This window comes from Pseudomonas sp. 1 R 17 (assembly GCF_900067035.1).
Classification (GTDB): Bacteria; Pseudomonadota; Gammaproteobacteria; order Pseudomonadales; family Pseudomonadaceae; genus Aquipseudomonas; species Aquipseudomonas marginalis.
The window spans coordinates 1-14,593 of record NZ_FKLB01000063.1 but is presented as its reverse complement, the minus strand read 5'-3'; the positions used below and the strand labels follow the sequence as shown (position 1 = coordinate 14,593).

Below are 14,593 nucleotides of genomic sequence, written 5' to 3'. Positions count from 1 at the left end.
AGGTTATCGAAAAGCTCAACAATCCTGAAGCGTAATTTCAGCATGACCGCCATCCTTCGGACATTATGATCTGCGTTTGGGCGTGTAGGCTTGGCCCTTCAAACCGTACTTTTTCAACAGTGATCCTATGAGCGAAATGCCTGAAGCCTTCACCAGGGACGAGCAACCCGTCTACGCTGGCCAATACACTCGCGAGCAATGGGACGCCCTCAAGGCCCAGTCACTCAATGACCCGCTTGCATTCAAGATGCCCTGCTGCGCTTCACGCGCAGTTCTGAAGACCAGCATGAACGGTGTGCAGTTCTTTGCTCATTACTCGGAAGAGTGCGCTACGGCGCCGGAGACGGTCTGGCACATCGAAGCCAAAGACTTGGTCTTCGGAGCCCTCAAGCTGTTCGGACTTGCCCCTCGTAGTGAGGTAGCAGGTGGAGCGGGAAAGGACCGGTGGCGAGCTGACGTGTACGTGGAGATGGGTGAACGCAAGGTGGTCATCGAACTCCAGCGGTCGTACCAGCACCTCCGGGACTTTGTCCGCCGACAGGAGCGTTATGCTAGGTCAGGGGTAGAATGCTATTGGCTGGTACGCCATGAGGTCGGGCGCACCTTAGGCAAAGTAATCATGACGAAGCGCTGGAGGGAGGAGTTCGAAAGAAAAAACCCTCCCCATGGTCACATGTTCAACACCTGGCCAGACTTCTATTTCGGTATGTTAATACCTGAGCGTGATCCCAACGTAATAACGCCAGGACTGCAGCTAAGCCATTTCGAATTGCTTGCTTACATTTACCACGGCGATCTCCATTGGAACGGTATGCAATGGGCTGTGAAGCGTGGGGATTGAAACTTCAGAATATGCAGTTTGGAGCCTATAGATTCTGAGATCATTGACGTCTTTATGTTGGCGCTGGCCCTGTGTTGAACCAGTTGCCGACGCAAGACTGTACCATCTCCAAACCTGCAAAAATCCAGCACAGACTATGATTCACGAGGAGTCAGACTGGGGCAGTAAATCTCGGCAACTGGGTCGCCTAGGTGTCGGTGCCGATATTGCTTACCCTGAGGTTGGGTGCAAACACCGCTGATGGCACAGTGTGGGTTATTGGCGCAAACCACTTTGTAAGGTGGAGCCTCCAACAGAAATTATCTCTTTTAGCGACCTAAAGTGAGAGTAGAGAAGCAAGGTGAGATATGACCCTATGCACAAGTCTGTAAGAAACTTATGCATTTCCTCGCTGAAGCTTTACCTGGCGCTGTGCTGCCGAACAGATTTCACCACGGGAAATGCTACCGTGACTTATGAGGATCTGATTCGGCTCACCGACTTGTCTCGGCCAACCGTTGCGAAAGCGTTGAAGCGATTGGAAGCGGAGGGGCTGATTCAGCGCAAAGCGCAGGCACTTAGGAGGGGGGCGAACATTATGATTTGCGGCTGGCTTCAAAGTAAAAGCTGGGCGAAGATCCCGAAACGCTAGCTCTACGACGGCTCGCTTGGTGCCAGATTCTCATGCCGACCTCCGAGATACTCAATATAGGAGAGTTTCGGAGTCGCCTCCCCGCAATTGATGACTGATTTCAGACGCGTGTCTGAATCGATTTCGCAGACATCAAGTTTGCCAGTACCGCTTCGGCTCTGGAGTGAGGTTGCGGGTGGCTGCTCCTGAAGTAGCCTCACCAACTCATGCGATTAGCCAGCCGATCTCAACCTAGCCTGGGCTGCCCCACCTTAGGGGTGAAAATCCAACACCCAGAGCTACGCAATTATCTCGAGTAAGCCGCGAGTGATTGGCGATTACCCCGTCCTCCGCTGCGGTCCACCGCAGATTCCTTTGGTCAGAAAAATGTATAGCGAATGATATACGTATATACGGTTGCTATACGTGTGTTACTCTCTGTGTTCCTTAATCCAATTGGTGACCAACCGTGCAAGACATCCACAAAATCCTGTTTCGGGTTCGAAACGCTTACTCCTGCTCAATGCCGTTAGAAAGTCGTGATCCCGTGACGACCTGAATTAATCGCAGGAGGCTGATGGCCAAAAGTTCTTTACGCGCATGGTGCGCAACCGAGGCAACTCATGAATACCAGTACTGATCGCGGCACTGCCGCGAAACAACAGTTGAACATCCGAGTAGATGTTCAAACACGCGACCTGATCGATGCGGCCGTGGAAGTGCTGAAGATGGATCGGACTAGCTTCATCCTTGACGCGGCGAGTAAGCGGGCTCAAGAGGTGATTATGGACCAGCAGGTATTCCATCTCAGTGACGATGCATTCGACCGTTTCGAGGAGGCGCTCAACGCTGCACCTTTGAGTGAAAACAAATGTCTGCAAATCCTGCTGAATCGCAAAACGAGATGGCGCTAAGCGCGCCCGAAAAGCTGACTGAAAAACACGACGTTTCGGAGTTTGTGAGCGGTGAGCCTTCAATCGACGATTATCTGAAAAAACGCGCTCTTGTGGCTCAGCTTCAAAAGCAGGCAATTGTCTATGTGATCTGCTTTCACGGAACGAATAAGGTTGCGGGCTACTACACGCTATCTAACGGTTCTGCCATCAGGGCTGACGTCGTTCCGAAGAAGTTGCAGAGAAATACCCCAAATGTCCATCCAGTGACCATCTTGGGTCGCATGGGATTGACGCTGGCGGCACAAGGGCAGGGTTATGCGATTGATCTGCTTCATGACGCAATTTCGCGGGCCATTATCGCGTCTGAGACGGTGGCATCATCTGCCATCTTGGTTCACCCCCTTACGGAGCGCTTGGCACAGTTTTACGCCAAGCATGCCGGGTTCGAGCGTAATCCAGATTTGTCTCCTCTGACGATGATGGTATCGCTTCGCCGCTGAGCGGTCCTCCGCCGGCCACGCTAGCGTGCCGGCGGCGCAAGCCGCTCTAGGTGCTGATCAGCCCTTTACCTGCCTTTTCAGCCATTGATTAGTCCATTCGCAACCAAATGCCGTCGGATCGAACCCATCATCCCCCATATCTGGCGCGACGGCACTACTACCGAATCAGCTCCTGAAGCTTTTGAAGCCTTGGGTCATTCCTTAAATCCGGGCTGGCTTGGACGATCGAAGTCAGACAACTTTGAAGCTCTTGAGAATGCCAGCCAGGGTTATCAGCGATTGTGGCAAGCAGCTTTAGTGCGTCTGCTGGGAATCGGGTGCACAGTTTCGACTCTTCAAGGCTGTGCACTATGAAAAAGGGTTGCTCTAATGGACACAGCCAATCCCCTACGGTTTTTAAAGCCGATGGGAATTTATCCCCAGCTGCAATCGTAAGTCGAGCAAGAGATTCCGCAATTCTTGCCGTTCTAAGATCTCTATTTTTAGGCCAAATCTGCTGCCAGAATGGCTGTATACGGTGTTCCCAGTATTCTTCACGCTGATCAGAAGCACTTTCTAGCGCCTGTGAGAGAGCCTGGGCCGACTCCTCCAGTCCCTCACTCGGCAGTGCGGCTAGCGCCGCACGAAGCTCTCCGACGGAATAGCCATCAATTGGCCCTATCGCGGCGTAGGTGAAGAATCCCGCGAACTGCTGCTTGTGTTCTCCCAATTCATCATAGTGATGGGTGGTCTGCAAAAACTCGTTTTTGAACGCTCCTAGCAGCGGTTGGTACAGACGAGGAGACCACAGGAACCCCTCCCATACAGCCTTCGCCTCAAGCGCATCGAGATCCCAGTTCATCAAAGGAAGAAGGTGATGTTCTGTCCATGGTTTATCCACCCGGAAAAGTGAGATCAGGTGCGAACTCAAGATAACTCTCCCATGACGGAATTGGGGGATGCTCGTATCGGTCAGATCGGTGAAGAGGTTGGACAATATGAGGGGAAGACCTTGGTTATCGTGAGGAGCACTAATAAACCAGCGGTTTACAAGTGCTTGCGTGAGCATGCCGATGGGATGGTTGATTGCATCGGTAACAGGCCGAGCCATGTCCTCATCATTTTGCGATTCTTCATGGGGGTCTGAGGGTAGGTCCATCAAGCGCCGGCATAACGTGAATAATGTGTCTTCGTCTTTGAAGATTTTATCGGAGACGAGCTCCAGCCAGTTCGAGACGCTATGAGCGATCTGAAGCAGCACATGATCTGGAAGAGCCATGACAACCGGGGCGGCATGCGTCCAGAAACGGTCATGCAGGCGTTTGTCACACCAGGCACGAAGTGCTTCACGCCACCGCTCAATTGGCCAAACTCCCTGCTGGGAGAGGTCGTGGAGAGCGTAAAGGCTATTCAGGGAATGCTTGCGACAAGTGGAGCTCCATGTGTCGCGCTTGATCTCAGATGAATCGTGGGATGGAAGCTTTAGCCATTCAATCAAATCTATTTTTTTGGTAGGGGCGACTATTTCTATGATGCTCGTTTCAAAATCAGCATCTCCAGTACCGCTCATCCAATGCGAGAATTCGTCACGCTCATTTTCTGAAAGCCGCCAATTTGGGTTGGCAGTTGAGAGCTGCTTAAGACGCTTTATTGAAGCGGTGCTCAATTCAAGCCCTGAGCTTTTGAGCTTAGCCAGAAGAAGCCAGATCCAGCGATCTGCACTGTCTCGCATACGGTCAGGTTCTATATCGTCACGGAAAACCGCACGGGGTGGGCCTTTCAAAATAGCTCGCTGAAGCTGAGCGCCTGCCGCTCCAGATAACTGGCTGCCCTGCATAACTAGAAGGCGTAATACTTCCCGCCTCGCCCCCGGCGTCCATAGCAACCACCCATTGTCAGCCGTTAGCCATGACGCCCATAGCTTGGCAGCAATGCACTTGTCCTGGCTTGCAGCATAGAGCGCCAGTCGTTTGAACGTGGGGTATGGGACGTCGAACCATCGCATGGCAATTTGACTGGCACGTGCCGGATGTTCCTGTCGGATAGCTTGCCACGCATCGCGCAACAACTCGATGAGAGTAACCCAGTCACGAAACCCGCGGTTCTGGGGATGCGGAGTGACTGATGGCAAATCCCAGTGGGATCGATCATAGCGTTCGTTTGCTTCGCCTAGCACGCTCAGGAGATCTAGTGCCTCCATGAGAAGGTGCTCGAAGTCGTGAACTAGTCCAGGAAGGTATTCGCCAAAGTCCGTTCTGATAAGGCCTTTCAATGTCGAGTGGACATTGTTTGCAGCCAAGGCGAGCTCCCAACCCACGCTGTCCTTGATGCGCTTCGGTCCGCTGGTATCGCTAGACTGCTCACCCCATCGGATCGGCATTTTTAGAAGCACCTTGGGAGCCAGTAGCTCGCGAAGTTCTAGCCGCAACAGTAATGTCATCCCTCCCTTTTTGGCGCGATCCAGCCACCGATACAGATCAGCACGCTGCCAGGGCGACTTCACTCGTCCACTGAGCAATATGCGCCATAGCACCTCCATCTCGGGGGTAGGGATAGCATTTGGTGAGTGGGTGATTATCTCTTTGAGGTCCAAACTCTTGCTGTCCCGTTGCAGGGATGCGAGGTGACTCAACCGATCTTCGACCAGCGACCCGAGGTGGCTGTGCATGACTCCGCCTTGAGCTACTATCCACAGTATCAATTGTGGATCATTTAAGTGTCTGACTAACCAGTGCGCCAGTTGAGACATTATTTCATCCAGTCGGACACTATTGAAGTCGCCAGAGGCAAGCCGCATCCTGGGCGCCATTGTGTGAGGAGGAGGGCGATCAACCAGGCTAAATTGCAGCTTCTCATCTACCTCTTGCGGGGTGGAAACGCCAAAGCGGTTGAGGTCGCTGTGCTTAAAGCCGGGGTGAGAAAATGCTTCTGTCAGCCATTCAAGGGGAGGTGCAGGGTTGAACTCTGCGAACTGACGAGCCGGAGCGCCAGTTTTGTCTGAAAGCGCCCATAGCATTCTTCCGACAAAGTTATCCTCCTTGGTGCTGGCTGAAGGGCGTGCAAGGGCATTCACAGATACCAGTTGCTTCTTTCCGGTAATCCCGTCCCGGTAGGTCTCGCTCCATGCGAGGAGTGTCTTGTGTAGACGGAAATGATCGTGGGTGACCGTATCAACATCATAGAGTATTGGGGTTACACCTTTAGCCTCCCACTCGGTGGTTTTACGGGCTTCGTGCCCAGGCTCGCAGTCGCCAAAGGCCCACGCCTTAGGGGTGATTTCACCTTGCATACGATCTGCTGCCAGAGCGTCCATCATGTAGCGCAGCACCGGGTCGTTGATGCTGTATCCGATAAAGCAAACAATGTAGTTGCGGAACAGCTCGCTGACAAATCTTGCCGCCCAGCGCTCGGTCAGATATGCCAGGCCGAAATCACCGCTGGTAATGACTAGGCGATTCAATGCGTTTTCATCGGCTGGTTTAGGTAGAACGCCATGTAAAAAAACCAAGCCATCCCAACGACTTTTTTTAGGAATGGGGAGCATTGGCGCGGTATAGGTCTGAAATTTCTGATCGGAGCGCTTGGCTGCAGTGTCGAATAACCGGTCGAAGTTGGTGGTCACCAATCGAAGGGGGCCCGATCTTGTTCGAGCAAGCTTCAGTAAGGCGGCGTGAGTATCCGTCGCCCCTTTGAGCCTGAGATTGGGTTTCAACGCATTAGCCAGTGCGGATCTCACTGTTTTCCGCTGGCCGGGGATTCGCCGCTCTAGAAGGTCTAGCACCGCGTCGTATTTTTCACTATTGAACGCTTCTTGCTCTATGGCCGTTTTCGTTGTTTCCGCGAGGTCATAAATTTTGTTGACCAGCCCTTTGAAGCCTGGAAGCCCAGCAGGATATGAGATCCCTGCGCCACAAAAGAAAACGACTCGCCCTTCTTCGTGCGCTTGCAAGAGCTCTTCGGGGACATCTGGCCCATCTGCTACAAATTGCATTCCGTTGCTCCCAGAACAAGGCGATTGAGTAATCTCAGCGGTGGTCGACTTAGAGTTATTCTAACCATATGGCCGAGGCGATGCCTCTCGACGTGAATCGCTCCGGGTTCGCTAGACATCTTGCAAGAAAAGTTGGCTCTAATGGCCTTCAATCGTCTTTCAGACCAATACCAATAGGAATACTTGATTGATATCTACGGCTGCCGCCCATGGGGCTAGGCCGCGGATTTATCAGTTGTTTGGGTACCTTCGCTTCATCCATCCAAAGCTGAACACCGTTTGTTTCTGCCAGTAGCCTGACATAGCCCCGGAGCATGTTTTCACTGAACTGGTACCAGCCTGTGCGGTTGTCGCTCATTTTTCTAAGTACTGAGCCATGACTGGGTTTGGTTAGTGTATTGAGCCTCTGACTAAATTTTCTGCGATCAATCGGGATCAGTTTTTCCTGTGGATTCGCATGGTTTAGATCGCGAATTATTCGCCCGTAGGACGCGTAGATGCTATCGATATTGCGGTACAAAATTGAAGTGTCAGCAGCGGCCCATAAAGCATGGTGGAAGTCATGGCTATGCCGAGTCGTCGCTAAGTCGTATGGCTTGCGGATGTGCTCTTGAACTGTTTCTACGGCTTTTTTTAGAGCCTCGTTGTAATGAGTGAAGTCAGCAATCCGTGAAGTGTCAGGGTCATCGTAGATTGCCCACAGTAGGTGCTCAGTGATTAGGTGAACATAGTAGGGAAATCCATCGCTGATACCCGCGACCCGGTATTTGATGTCGTCGTCGAACTCGATATTGAAGGCTTCAAGTGCTTCCACCAGAATATCCCAACGCGAATCCCAAGAAATAGGTGAAAGCTGTATGGGGAATAACTGACGAATGCTGGATTGATGCCCACCGAGGACATCGTCCAGTGATGCTGCGATGCCGCTGAAAATGATGGGAACGTAGATACCGGAGTCTCCCATTTTTTTTAAAAATTCGGCGAATTTGTACCTTTCTTCAGTTCCTTGAATCGCGTCAAATTCGTCAATGACGATGATCGGTTTTTCCGAGTGAATCTCCCTGACATCGGATATGACGTTGAGAGCTTGTTCCATGTTAGCTACTGATGGTATCTCAGGTTTTGACGCGGATTTGACAAGCAGCTCAAAGCTGAAGAATTTAAGATTAATCCCGGTTTTTGCCTGTATTTCCTTGCTCTCAAGGTTATCAACCAAGCTTGCAGCGATACTCTGCATAATCTCGTAGAAAGTGCTCGTACGTGTACATCCGATCTGAATAATATCGGAGTCAGAGGACTGATATTGTAAAGCAGCAGTCTGTGCGAGCGACGATTTACCGATACCACGATCACCGTAGATGAACATGTGACGGCCTTTAGCAAACAGAGCACGACGGATCTCCTCAAGCTCCTTATGCCGCCCCTTGAGCAGCTCAATTGAGCTAATTGGTTCTGCCGGACGCACATGTGCGTGGACGGTGATGCCAAACTCTTCCTCTGAGTAGCCTTCAATCATCGTAAATCTTCTCGGTGTGATAAACACATGCTGTGCTGTGCGTTGTGTGCAGCATCATATCATTTGTAGCAGCCCCACAGCCTGAGGCAAACATAAAGAGAAATCCGTTGTGAAAAAAGGAATTTTCCCGCAACCACTTCAGCTGGACTTCTGCAAACCTGTTTTTGCCCATTTCATCATGGAGACGAAGAAAATTCGAAATGACAAAACAGGACGAACACGATATGAAAAAAAACGGATTCGCTCATCGTATAGGCTATAGCCTTGGAAGGCTCCTTAGAGGCAACACGTTTCGCGAAGCGATTCTCATAGATTGGCTGGTAGCGAAGGGCGCGCCAGTTGTGATGGCGAGAATAATGTTGTGGATTGTTAAGATTTTGTTACTCGGAGCTCTTTTGTATTTTGTGTTTTGGCTAGCACTGGTTTTTATTGCATTTCTGTTCTTTGCAGTTTCTTTAAAGTCTAGATTTGATGCTGAAGACCCGGTCGTGGGTTTTGATGGCGAAGATCTCTTTCCCGATCACGACTCGCCCGAAAAATCCGATGACCCGAAGTATGATTAGCTATGGGTGATTTTCTGTTTTCGAGATTATCTAAGAGCTAAATCACTTTCTGGATGGTGTCCTTGCCTTTACCTCCCTGTTGTTGAGCACCAATTGTACTGTCGCTCATTCCCTTAAGGGTTGAGCCAGCTTTGATGCCCGCGTAGGCAAGTGAGGTCATCCAGAAGGCCGGTAATACGATGAAGAGCGTAGCCATCACGTAATTCAACAGCATGTCGGCTTGCGTGTTGTTCATGCCCATCAGCGGATTCAGTGTGGAGTGAGGCGAGCTGGCTCCATATAGCGCGTCCAGGATGGTGGTATCAATCCAGCGTGCGATCTGCAGCCAGAAGTCGACGAAGATCATTGCGAACTGTACGACGGAAACAGTGATGGTTGCCTTCAAGTCGTAGGTGCTGAACATAAGCACCAGTGGGATACAGATCACCAGAGCCATCTTGAGAGCGGCGAGCACCATAGGCAGTGCCTGGCGTACAACGTCCATCGCCGGAAAGTAGGCCAGGGTACCCACCGTCAATCCAACGGTTCCTGTCACACGACTCATGTCATTGAACAGTGAGCCCCCGGCCTGGCCACCGTAGTCGGTGTAAACCTTGCCCTGGGTCATCCTCTGACTACTCGGCGAAACCACCTGCCGAATGATTGCGTCGTTGACCTCATCTTGGGACATGAAGCTGGCCCAGCGAATGAAGCGCTCCAGCAAAGTGCTGTCGACCTGGTTGAGCAATCGAGCGCGTAGGCCTCGGTCGCCGTCAGCCCACCACTGGCTGCATGTTGGGTAACCGCCGCCATTCTTAACTTGGGCGAGTCCCATGTCTCTAACTGGATCGTAGGGCCACTCCGAACGTGGTGTTCTTGAGTGGTAGGTGTCGTAGTAGCCTGATTGGCTGGAGAAGTACTTGGAGCCAATCCAATTGATATCGTTTGTCAGCTCGTCAGTGAGGCTCGGGCGATTCATGAATAGCTTTGCTCGGGAGTAGCCGTAGCAGTCATTGGTGAAGTCGGCGACCTCTTGGGCGAGCACCGGATCATGCAAGCGCGTGTTATTCACCTGCATGCGCATCTGCCTGAGATCAGTGCCGCACGGAATGGCCGCCACGGCCGCGCCGGTCACTGCTTTTGACATCGAGTGTACAAAGAACCACCACACAGGCACTTGTGCACTCTGATTGTTTAGGGTGGTGAAGGATCGGCCCCACCCCGTGTCAGCAGGAGCAGGAATCTGGTACTGACATTGTTCGGAGCGGCTCTCATCGAACTGCAGCGTACTGAGATCAAGGTGGATGAAGGGCATGCCTGCAAACATGATCACAGCGGTCGCCAACCAAAGACGGCTTTCGATTCGTGTGCTGGCCAGCAGGCCTTTGTTACCCTCATCAGCCCCTTCGCCACGCGCTTTGAGCCACTCCTGGAGGAGGATGGCGAAGATAGGGAGGGCGAACATGCCGGAGTCGAGTAAGACATCCCAAATGCCGTTGCTGAGTAAGCGTCCGGCAGACACACCTTGACCACACCATTCTCCCCCGTGCTCCTCAAAACCACGCTCATTTGCAAGGCTTTAGTAAGCGCTTGGTTAAGTCACCGTGGTTCGGAATTCGCGCTTAGAAAACTCAATAGATAGTGAAGTGGGACGCCTCAGACCTCGGCAGATGGTGCGGATAAGATAAAGATTCGGTCGTCTTGGATTACCAGACCCATTCTCCGCGCCTTAGCTTCGGTTATCAGCGCCCATTATCAGACTGAGGAGCTTTTTAGCAGGTCAACTCCGAGCGCGAGAACGTTCGTTCAGCTACTGCCCTTATGCTGATGAGGTTGCCAGATTTGCACGGGCCCACTCCTCAGCGGTCGTGACTTGAGTCGACTGCTGCGCGTTGAAAGTGCCTGCTTTAGGCCAGGCCACGCCTCTGCCCTGGGCGAACACAGCGCGGTACTTCTTGATGTGATGCGTTGGGTCTCTCTCCAATTCTTGGAGCAAGTACGGAACAGTCCACACGTTACGTTTGAACGGGCGACCCAGTACACGTTCGAGGAGGCTCGCAACCTCTCCGTACGTCACTGTATCTCCCGAGAGGTACACAATCTGATCGCGGAAGCGAGGTTCGAAGAAAACAATTTCCGCTGTCAACGCACCAATGTCTTCTGGAGTCGTGAGCGTCACGCTGGTCTCAAGACTGCCTAGCGCGTTCACGGTATCGTTTTCGAAGTCAACCACCTCGAATACTGGCTCGAATAGAAAGCTGGTGAACATACCCGTCGAGATGATTACCCATTCAGTTTTATCCTGGGCGCGAAGCAATTCGCGTACATCAAGCTGAGCATCGAACAGATCTTGAGGACTGCCCCGACCGATTACCTCGAAGTCGACACCAAACTGCCAAGGAAAGTAGCGCTTCACACCGGACTTGAGAGCTGCTGTAGCCAGCTTCATCGGGGTTTCCCGGCCTGCAACCATGCCTGCGCAGCCTATTACGGTATCGAACCGTGCGAACACTTCAGCCAACTGATCGATTGAATTATTCACGAGATCTGCGGCCACCATCTGGATGCCAAGACCTCGAAGCTCATCGATTTCGACCTTTTTCTCGGGCACCTGAGTGTTGATGGTCGAATCCCTGAGCAGGACGCTGATTGTGGAGCCGGGCGCGCGCTTTGCTACTCGCGCAAGATTGCGCAGAACCGGCAGCCCAAGCTCACCGGCGCCTAGAACGAGAATGGATTGGGGGGAAAGCTGGGTCACTTCGGTCATGATTTCTCCTGAGACCTGTTGCCTGTAAGATGAACAAATGCTTGCACGATTAGGCAACGTTCGTAAGAAGGCACACCTGTGATACCAGAGAATGAAATGACCGATCAGGAGGCTCTCAGCCAGGCAGAAACAATTTGCCGAACGCTTAGAGAAGACGATGATGGCGTCAGACGAGAAGTGCTTGCTCACGCAGGTAGCCGCTGGTCGTTAGGTATTCTGCATGCCCTGGGGGTTTACGGCACGATGCGCCATGCCGAAATAAAAAGGCAGATGACTGGGGTGACTCAGCGGATGTTAACCAAGACGCTACGCTCCATGGAGCGGGATGGGCTAGTGGTTCGGCGGGAGTTCGGTGAGATTCCGCCACGTGTCGAGTATGAGCTGACGCCGCTGGGTATGGGACTGTTGATCCGCATGTCACCTATCTGGACTTGGGTTGTCGAGAACGTTGAGGATTTCCGCAAGGCGCGGCGTATTTTCGACAGTCAGGATGACAAAAAACCCGCATGGCAAATACCTCCATCGACACCATTAGATTCAGACGCGTCGGACTGAATGTAGCTCATAGCGTGTTAGGAGCCCTGTGCCCATTGATGCGGTAGTAATTGGTCAATTGCACTGGCCCTCTGTGTCGGCAACCGCGTCAGTACATCCTTGAGATACGCGAACGGATCATGCCCATTCATGCGTGCCGATTGAATCAAGCTCATAATTGCCGCCGCTCGTTTACCGCTGCGCAGTGATCCGGCGAAGAGCCAATTCGAACGGCCAAGGGCCCAAGGCCGGATCGTATTTTCGACCCGATTGTTGTCGATGGGCACAGCACCATCATTGAGGTAGCGCGTCAGCGCTACCCAGCGTTTCAGGCTGTAATCCAGAGCCTTGGCTGTGGCCGAGCCCTCGGGCACAAGTTCGCGCTGAGCCAGCATCCACTCATGCAACTTCTCCGCGATAGGAATCGCCATTTCTTGACGTAATCGCCAGCGATCTTCATCGCTCATCTCTTTGGCCTTTCGTTCAACCTCGTATAGGCCGCCGATTGAGTGCAGCGCCTGTTCGGCCAGTTGGCTTTTGTTCGCCACATGCAGGTCGAAGAACTTGCGGCGAGCATGGGCCATGCAGCCGATTTCGGTGATGCCCCCTTCGAAGCCGGCCTTGTAGCCTGCGAAGCCATCGCAGACCAGCTTGCCGTTCCAAGTGCCCAGGAAGTTGCGCGCATGTTCGCCAGCACGGCTCGGGCTGAAGTCGTAGACTACCGCCTTCAGTGCCGAGAATGGTGTCGTGCAGTAGGCCCAGACATACGCTCGGTGCGTTTTCTTTTCACCCGGTGCCAGCATCTGCACGGGTGTTTCATCGGCATGGACGACTCGCTGGGCCAGCACTGCCTCGCGCAGTGCTTCCACGAGCGGTTGCAGTTGTACGCCGGTTTGACCCACCCACTGCGCCAGTGTCGAACGGGCGATGGGCAGCCCGGCGCGGCCGAAGATTTTCTCTTGGCGATACAGCGGCAGATGGTCGGCGAACTTGGCCACCATGATGTGGGCCAGCAGGCCTGCGGTCGGGACGCCTTTGTCGATGACGTGCGCCGGTACCGGCGCCTGGATTAGCGTTTCACACTGCTCGCAGGCCCACTTTCCACGGATGTGACGCTCGACGGTGAATACGCCGGGCGTGTAGTCGAGCTTTTCGCTGGCGTCTTCGCCGATGCGCTTGAGGGCGCAGCCGCACTGGCAGTGGCTGTTGTCCGGTTCGTGATGGATCAGTGTGCGAGGAAACTGCGGTGGCAGCGGTGCGCGCTTGGGTTGCTGGCGCACTTTGGCTTCGACAGGTGCCGGTTGCAGCGCCTCAAGTTCGGCTTCGATAGCGGCGATATCCGTATCGATCAAGTCGTCGAGCAGGCTGGCTTGATCCGGGCTCAACTGCTCGCTGCGCTTGGCAAACTTGAAGCGTTTGAGCAGCGCGATCTCGTGGGCCAGTTTCTCGTTGACCGACTTGTGATGAGTGATTTGCTTGTCCATTGTCTCGACGCGCTGGATCAACTGCGCCGCCAGGGCACGCAGCTGTTCAGGGTTTAATTGATCGAGATTTGGATGCAAAGTCATGCCGCCGATTTTGCCAGAGAGGGCTGATGGCGACGATAGACTGATGGGCCAATTGCGCTGGCAAGCACGCCATGGCAGATGTTAAAGCATCGAGATGATTCCGCCTGCACCGACGCGCTGCCAAGGTAAACCGAGCACCAGGGCCTGAAGTTGCTCGGCATCCAACTCAACTTCGGAGCCGTGTCGCACACCCGGCCAGAAGAAGCGTCCTTGATTCAAACGCCGGGCGGCAAGCCAAATCCCCACGCCGTCATGCACCAGCACTTTCATTCGATTGGCGCGGCGGTTGGCGAACAGATAGGCACAGTGCGGCTTCGCCGCACCGAACACCGCCACGACTCGTGCGAGCGCGGTTTCAGTGCCGGCGCGCATGTCCATGGGCTCGGTGGCGAGCCAGATGGAATCGACGCGGATCATCGCAGCAGGTCTCGTAGGAAAGCAGAACACGCCGCTGCATTTTCTGCTGGCCAACTCACCACGACTACACCTTTTGGATGCGGCACTTCGATTCGGATCGTGGCAGGAAGGGCCTGATGCATCGGCACCGGCGGCGAAGTCTTGACCGGGATGAAGGCAGTTTGCAGTGCCAGGTTTTTCTGCGCATGCACCCGAATCCATTTATGGACGAGGTTTGCATTGAGGTTGTGGGTCAAGGCGACATTGGCAATTGAAGTGTCAGGATGGGCGCACTCAGTAATGACCTGGGCCTTGAAGGACTTGGAATAGGAACGGCGTTCTTGTGGCATGGGCGTCCGCTTAAAAAGGCTAAAAATGGTGTCCACTTAAATTTAGGTGGACACCATCGCCTTAACCGATGGCATCAGGAAGATGTGTTGCTCGGACGGTTAC

At 53.2% G+C, this 14,593-nt stretch carries 13 protein-coding genes; 6 read left to right on the top strand and 7 right to left on the bottom strand.

Annotated elements, in window-relative coordinates:
* Positions 1–127: 127 nt before the first annotated feature.
* The 4 genes from BFP99_RS26185 to BFP99_RS26170 all read left to right on the top strand — a co-directional run bounded on the left by BFP99_RS26185 (position 128) and on the right by BFP99_RS26170 (position 2,847).
* On the top strand, positions 128–841 hold the full coding sequence (locus BFP99_RS26185) for a competence protein CoiA (protein WP_083221258.1): 714 nt from the start codon (positions 128–130) through the stop codon (positions 839–841).
* Between the two features lie 355 nt (positions 842–1,196).
* Positions 1,197–1,472, top strand: a complete 276-nt coding sequence (locus BFP99_RS34205) for a winged helix-turn-helix transcriptional regulator (RefSeq protein ID WP_065948575.1) — start codon at positions 1,197–1,199, stop codon at positions 1,470–1,472.
* Between the two features lie 602 nt (positions 1,473–2,074).
* Positions 2,075–2,365, top strand: a complete 291-nt coding sequence (locus BFP99_RS26175) for a type II toxin-antitoxin system TacA family antitoxin (RefSeq protein ID WP_065948574.1) — start codon at positions 2,075–2,077, stop codon at positions 2,363–2,365.
* A complete protein-coding gene (locus BFP99_RS26170) occupies positions 2,323–2,847 on the top strand; it encodes a hypothetical protein (RefSeq protein WP_256098229.1) in 525 nt (174 codons plus the stop codon). Before BFP99_RS26175 ends, BFP99_RS26170 begins: the two co-directional genes overlap by 43 nt.
* 157 nt (positions 2,848–3,004) lie before the next feature.
* Here the strand turns inward: BFP99_RS26170 and dsr1 are convergent, their stop codons facing one another.
* Together dsr1 and BFP99_RS26160 are read right to left on the bottom strand one after the other, a co-directional pair.
* Positions 3,005–6,817: an anti-phage defense-associated sirtuin Dsr1 gene (gene dsr1 / locus BFP99_RS26165; RefSeq protein ID WP_065948572.1), complete on the bottom strand. Its 3,813-nt coding sequence runs from the start codon at positions 6,815–6,817 to the stop codon at positions 3,005–3,007.
* Between the two features lie 148 nt (positions 6,818–6,965).
* Complete coding sequence (locus BFP99_RS26160) at positions 6,966–8,333, bottom strand: AAA family ATPase (protein ID WP_065948571.1); 1,368 nt, start codon at positions 8,331–8,333, stop codon at positions 6,966–6,968.
* A gap of 200 nt (positions 8,334–8,533) precedes the next feature.
* On the opposite strand from BFP99_RS26160, the gene BFP99_RS26155 reads away from it, so the two are divergent.
* Positions 8,534–8,896 carry a DUF3742 family protein gene (locus BFP99_RS26155; protein ID WP_065948570.1) on the top strand — a complete coding sequence of 121 codons (363 nt, stop codon included), beginning with the start codon at positions 8,534–8,536 and terminating at the stop codon, positions 8,894–8,896.
* 37 nt (positions 8,897–8,933) lie between these two features.
* Here BFP99_RS26155 and BFP99_RS26150 read toward each other — a convergent pair whose 3' ends face one another.
* Both BFP99_RS26150 and BFP99_RS26145 read right to left on the bottom strand, forming a co-directional pair.
* Positions 8,934–10,340, bottom strand: coding sequence for a conjugal transfer protein TraG N-terminal domain-containing protein (locus BFP99_RS26150; RefSeq protein ID WP_256098233.1), 1,407 nt, complete (start codon positions 10,338–10,340; stop codon positions 8,934–8,936).
* Between the two features lie 354 nt (positions 10,341–10,694).
* Positions 10,695–11,642: an aromatic alcohol reductase gene (locus BFP99_RS26145; RefSeq protein ID WP_065947525.1), complete on the bottom strand. Its 948-nt coding sequence runs from the start codon at positions 11,640–11,642 to the stop codon at positions 10,695–10,697.
* A gap of 96 nt (positions 11,643–11,738) precedes the next feature.
* Between BFP99_RS26145 and BFP99_RS26140 the strand changes: the two genes are divergently transcribed.
* Positions 11,739–12,197: a winged helix-turn-helix transcriptional regulator gene (locus BFP99_RS26140; RefSeq protein ID WP_003429427.1), complete on the top strand. Its 459-nt coding sequence runs from the start codon at positions 11,739–11,741 to the stop codon at positions 12,195–12,197.
* A gap of 17 nt (positions 12,198–12,214) precedes the next feature.
* Here BFP99_RS26140 and BFP99_RS26135 read toward each other — a convergent pair whose 3' ends face one another.
* The 3 genes from BFP99_RS26135 to BFP99_RS33070 form a co-directional block, all read right to left on the bottom strand.
* Entirely contained in the window at positions 12,215–13,744 is a 1,530-nt protein-coding gene (locus BFP99_RS26135) for an IS66 family transposase (RefSeq protein WP_042944682.1), read from the bottom strand.
* An 81-nt stretch (positions 13,745–13,825) separates the two neighbouring features.
* Entirely contained in the window at positions 13,826–14,161 is a 336-nt protein-coding gene (tnpB, locus tag BFP99_RS33805) for an IS66 family insertion sequence element accessory protein TnpB (protein ID WP_003177794.1), read from the bottom strand.
* The gene (locus BFP99_RS33070; protein ID WP_003173944.1) at positions 14,158–14,490 is read right to left on the bottom strand and encodes an IS66-like element accessory protein TnpA; all 333 of its coding nucleotides are present in this window, start codon (positions 14,488–14,490) and stop codon (positions 14,158–14,160) included. Before BFP99_RS33070 ends, tnpB begins: the two co-directional genes overlap by 4 nt.
* Between the last annotated feature and the right edge of the window lie 103 nt (positions 14,491–14,593).

What these genes read in the sequence shown, in the direction of transcription:
- BFP99_RS33070 (WP_003173944.1), bottom strand. Translation starts at nt 14,490, where the DNA reads ATGCCACAAGAACGCCGTTCCTATTCCAAGTCCTTCAAGGCCCAGGTC.
- dsr1 (WP_065948572.1), bottom strand. Translation starts at nt 6,817, where the DNA reads ATGCAATTTGTAGCAGATGGGCCAGATGTCCCCGAAGAGCTCTTGCAA.
- BFP99_RS34205 (WP_065948575.1), top strand. Translation starts at nt 1,197, where the DNA reads ATGCACAAGTCTGTAAGAAACTTATGCATTTCCTCGCTGAAGCTTTAC.
- BFP99_RS26170 (WP_256098229.1), top strand. Translation starts at nt 2,323, where the DNA reads ATGTCTGCAAATCCTGCTGAATCGCAAAACGAGATGGCGCTAAGCGCG.
- BFP99_RS26175 (WP_065948574.1), top strand. Translation starts at nt 2,075, where the DNA reads ATGAATACCAGTACTGATCGCGGCACTGCCGCGAAACAACAGTTGAAC.
- BFP99_RS26140 (WP_003429427.1), top strand. Translation starts at nt 11,739, where the DNA reads ATGACCGATCAGGAGGCTCTCAGCCAGGCAGAAACAATTTGCCGAACG.
- BFP99_RS26160 (WP_065948571.1), bottom strand. Translation starts at nt 8,333, where the DNA reads ATGATTGAAGGCTACTCAGAGGAAGAGTTTGGCATCACCGTCCACGCA.
- BFP99_RS26185 (WP_083221258.1), top strand. Translation starts at nt 128, where the DNA reads ATGAGCGAAATGCCTGAAGCCTTCACCAGGGACGAGCAACCCGTCTAC.
- BFP99_RS26155 (WP_065948570.1), top strand. Translation starts at nt 8,534, where the DNA reads ATGACAAAACAGGACGAACACGATATGAAAAAAAACGGATTCGCTCAT.
- BFP99_RS26150 (WP_256098233.1), bottom strand. Translation starts at nt 10,340, where the DNA reads ATGTTCGCCCTCCCTATCTTCGCCATCCTCCTCCAGGAGTGGCTCAAA.
- BFP99_RS26145 (WP_065947525.1), bottom strand. Translation starts at nt 11,642, where the DNA reads ATGACCGAAGTGACCCAGCTTTCCCCCCAATCCATTCTCGTTCTAGGC.
- BFP99_RS26135 (WP_042944682.1), bottom strand. Translation starts at nt 13,744, where the DNA reads ATGACTTTGCATCCAAATCTCGATCAATTAAACCCTGAACAGCTGCGT.
- tnpB (WP_003177794.1), bottom strand. Translation starts at nt 14,161, where the DNA reads ATGATCCGCGTCGATTCCATCTGGCTCGCCACCGAGCCCATGGACATG.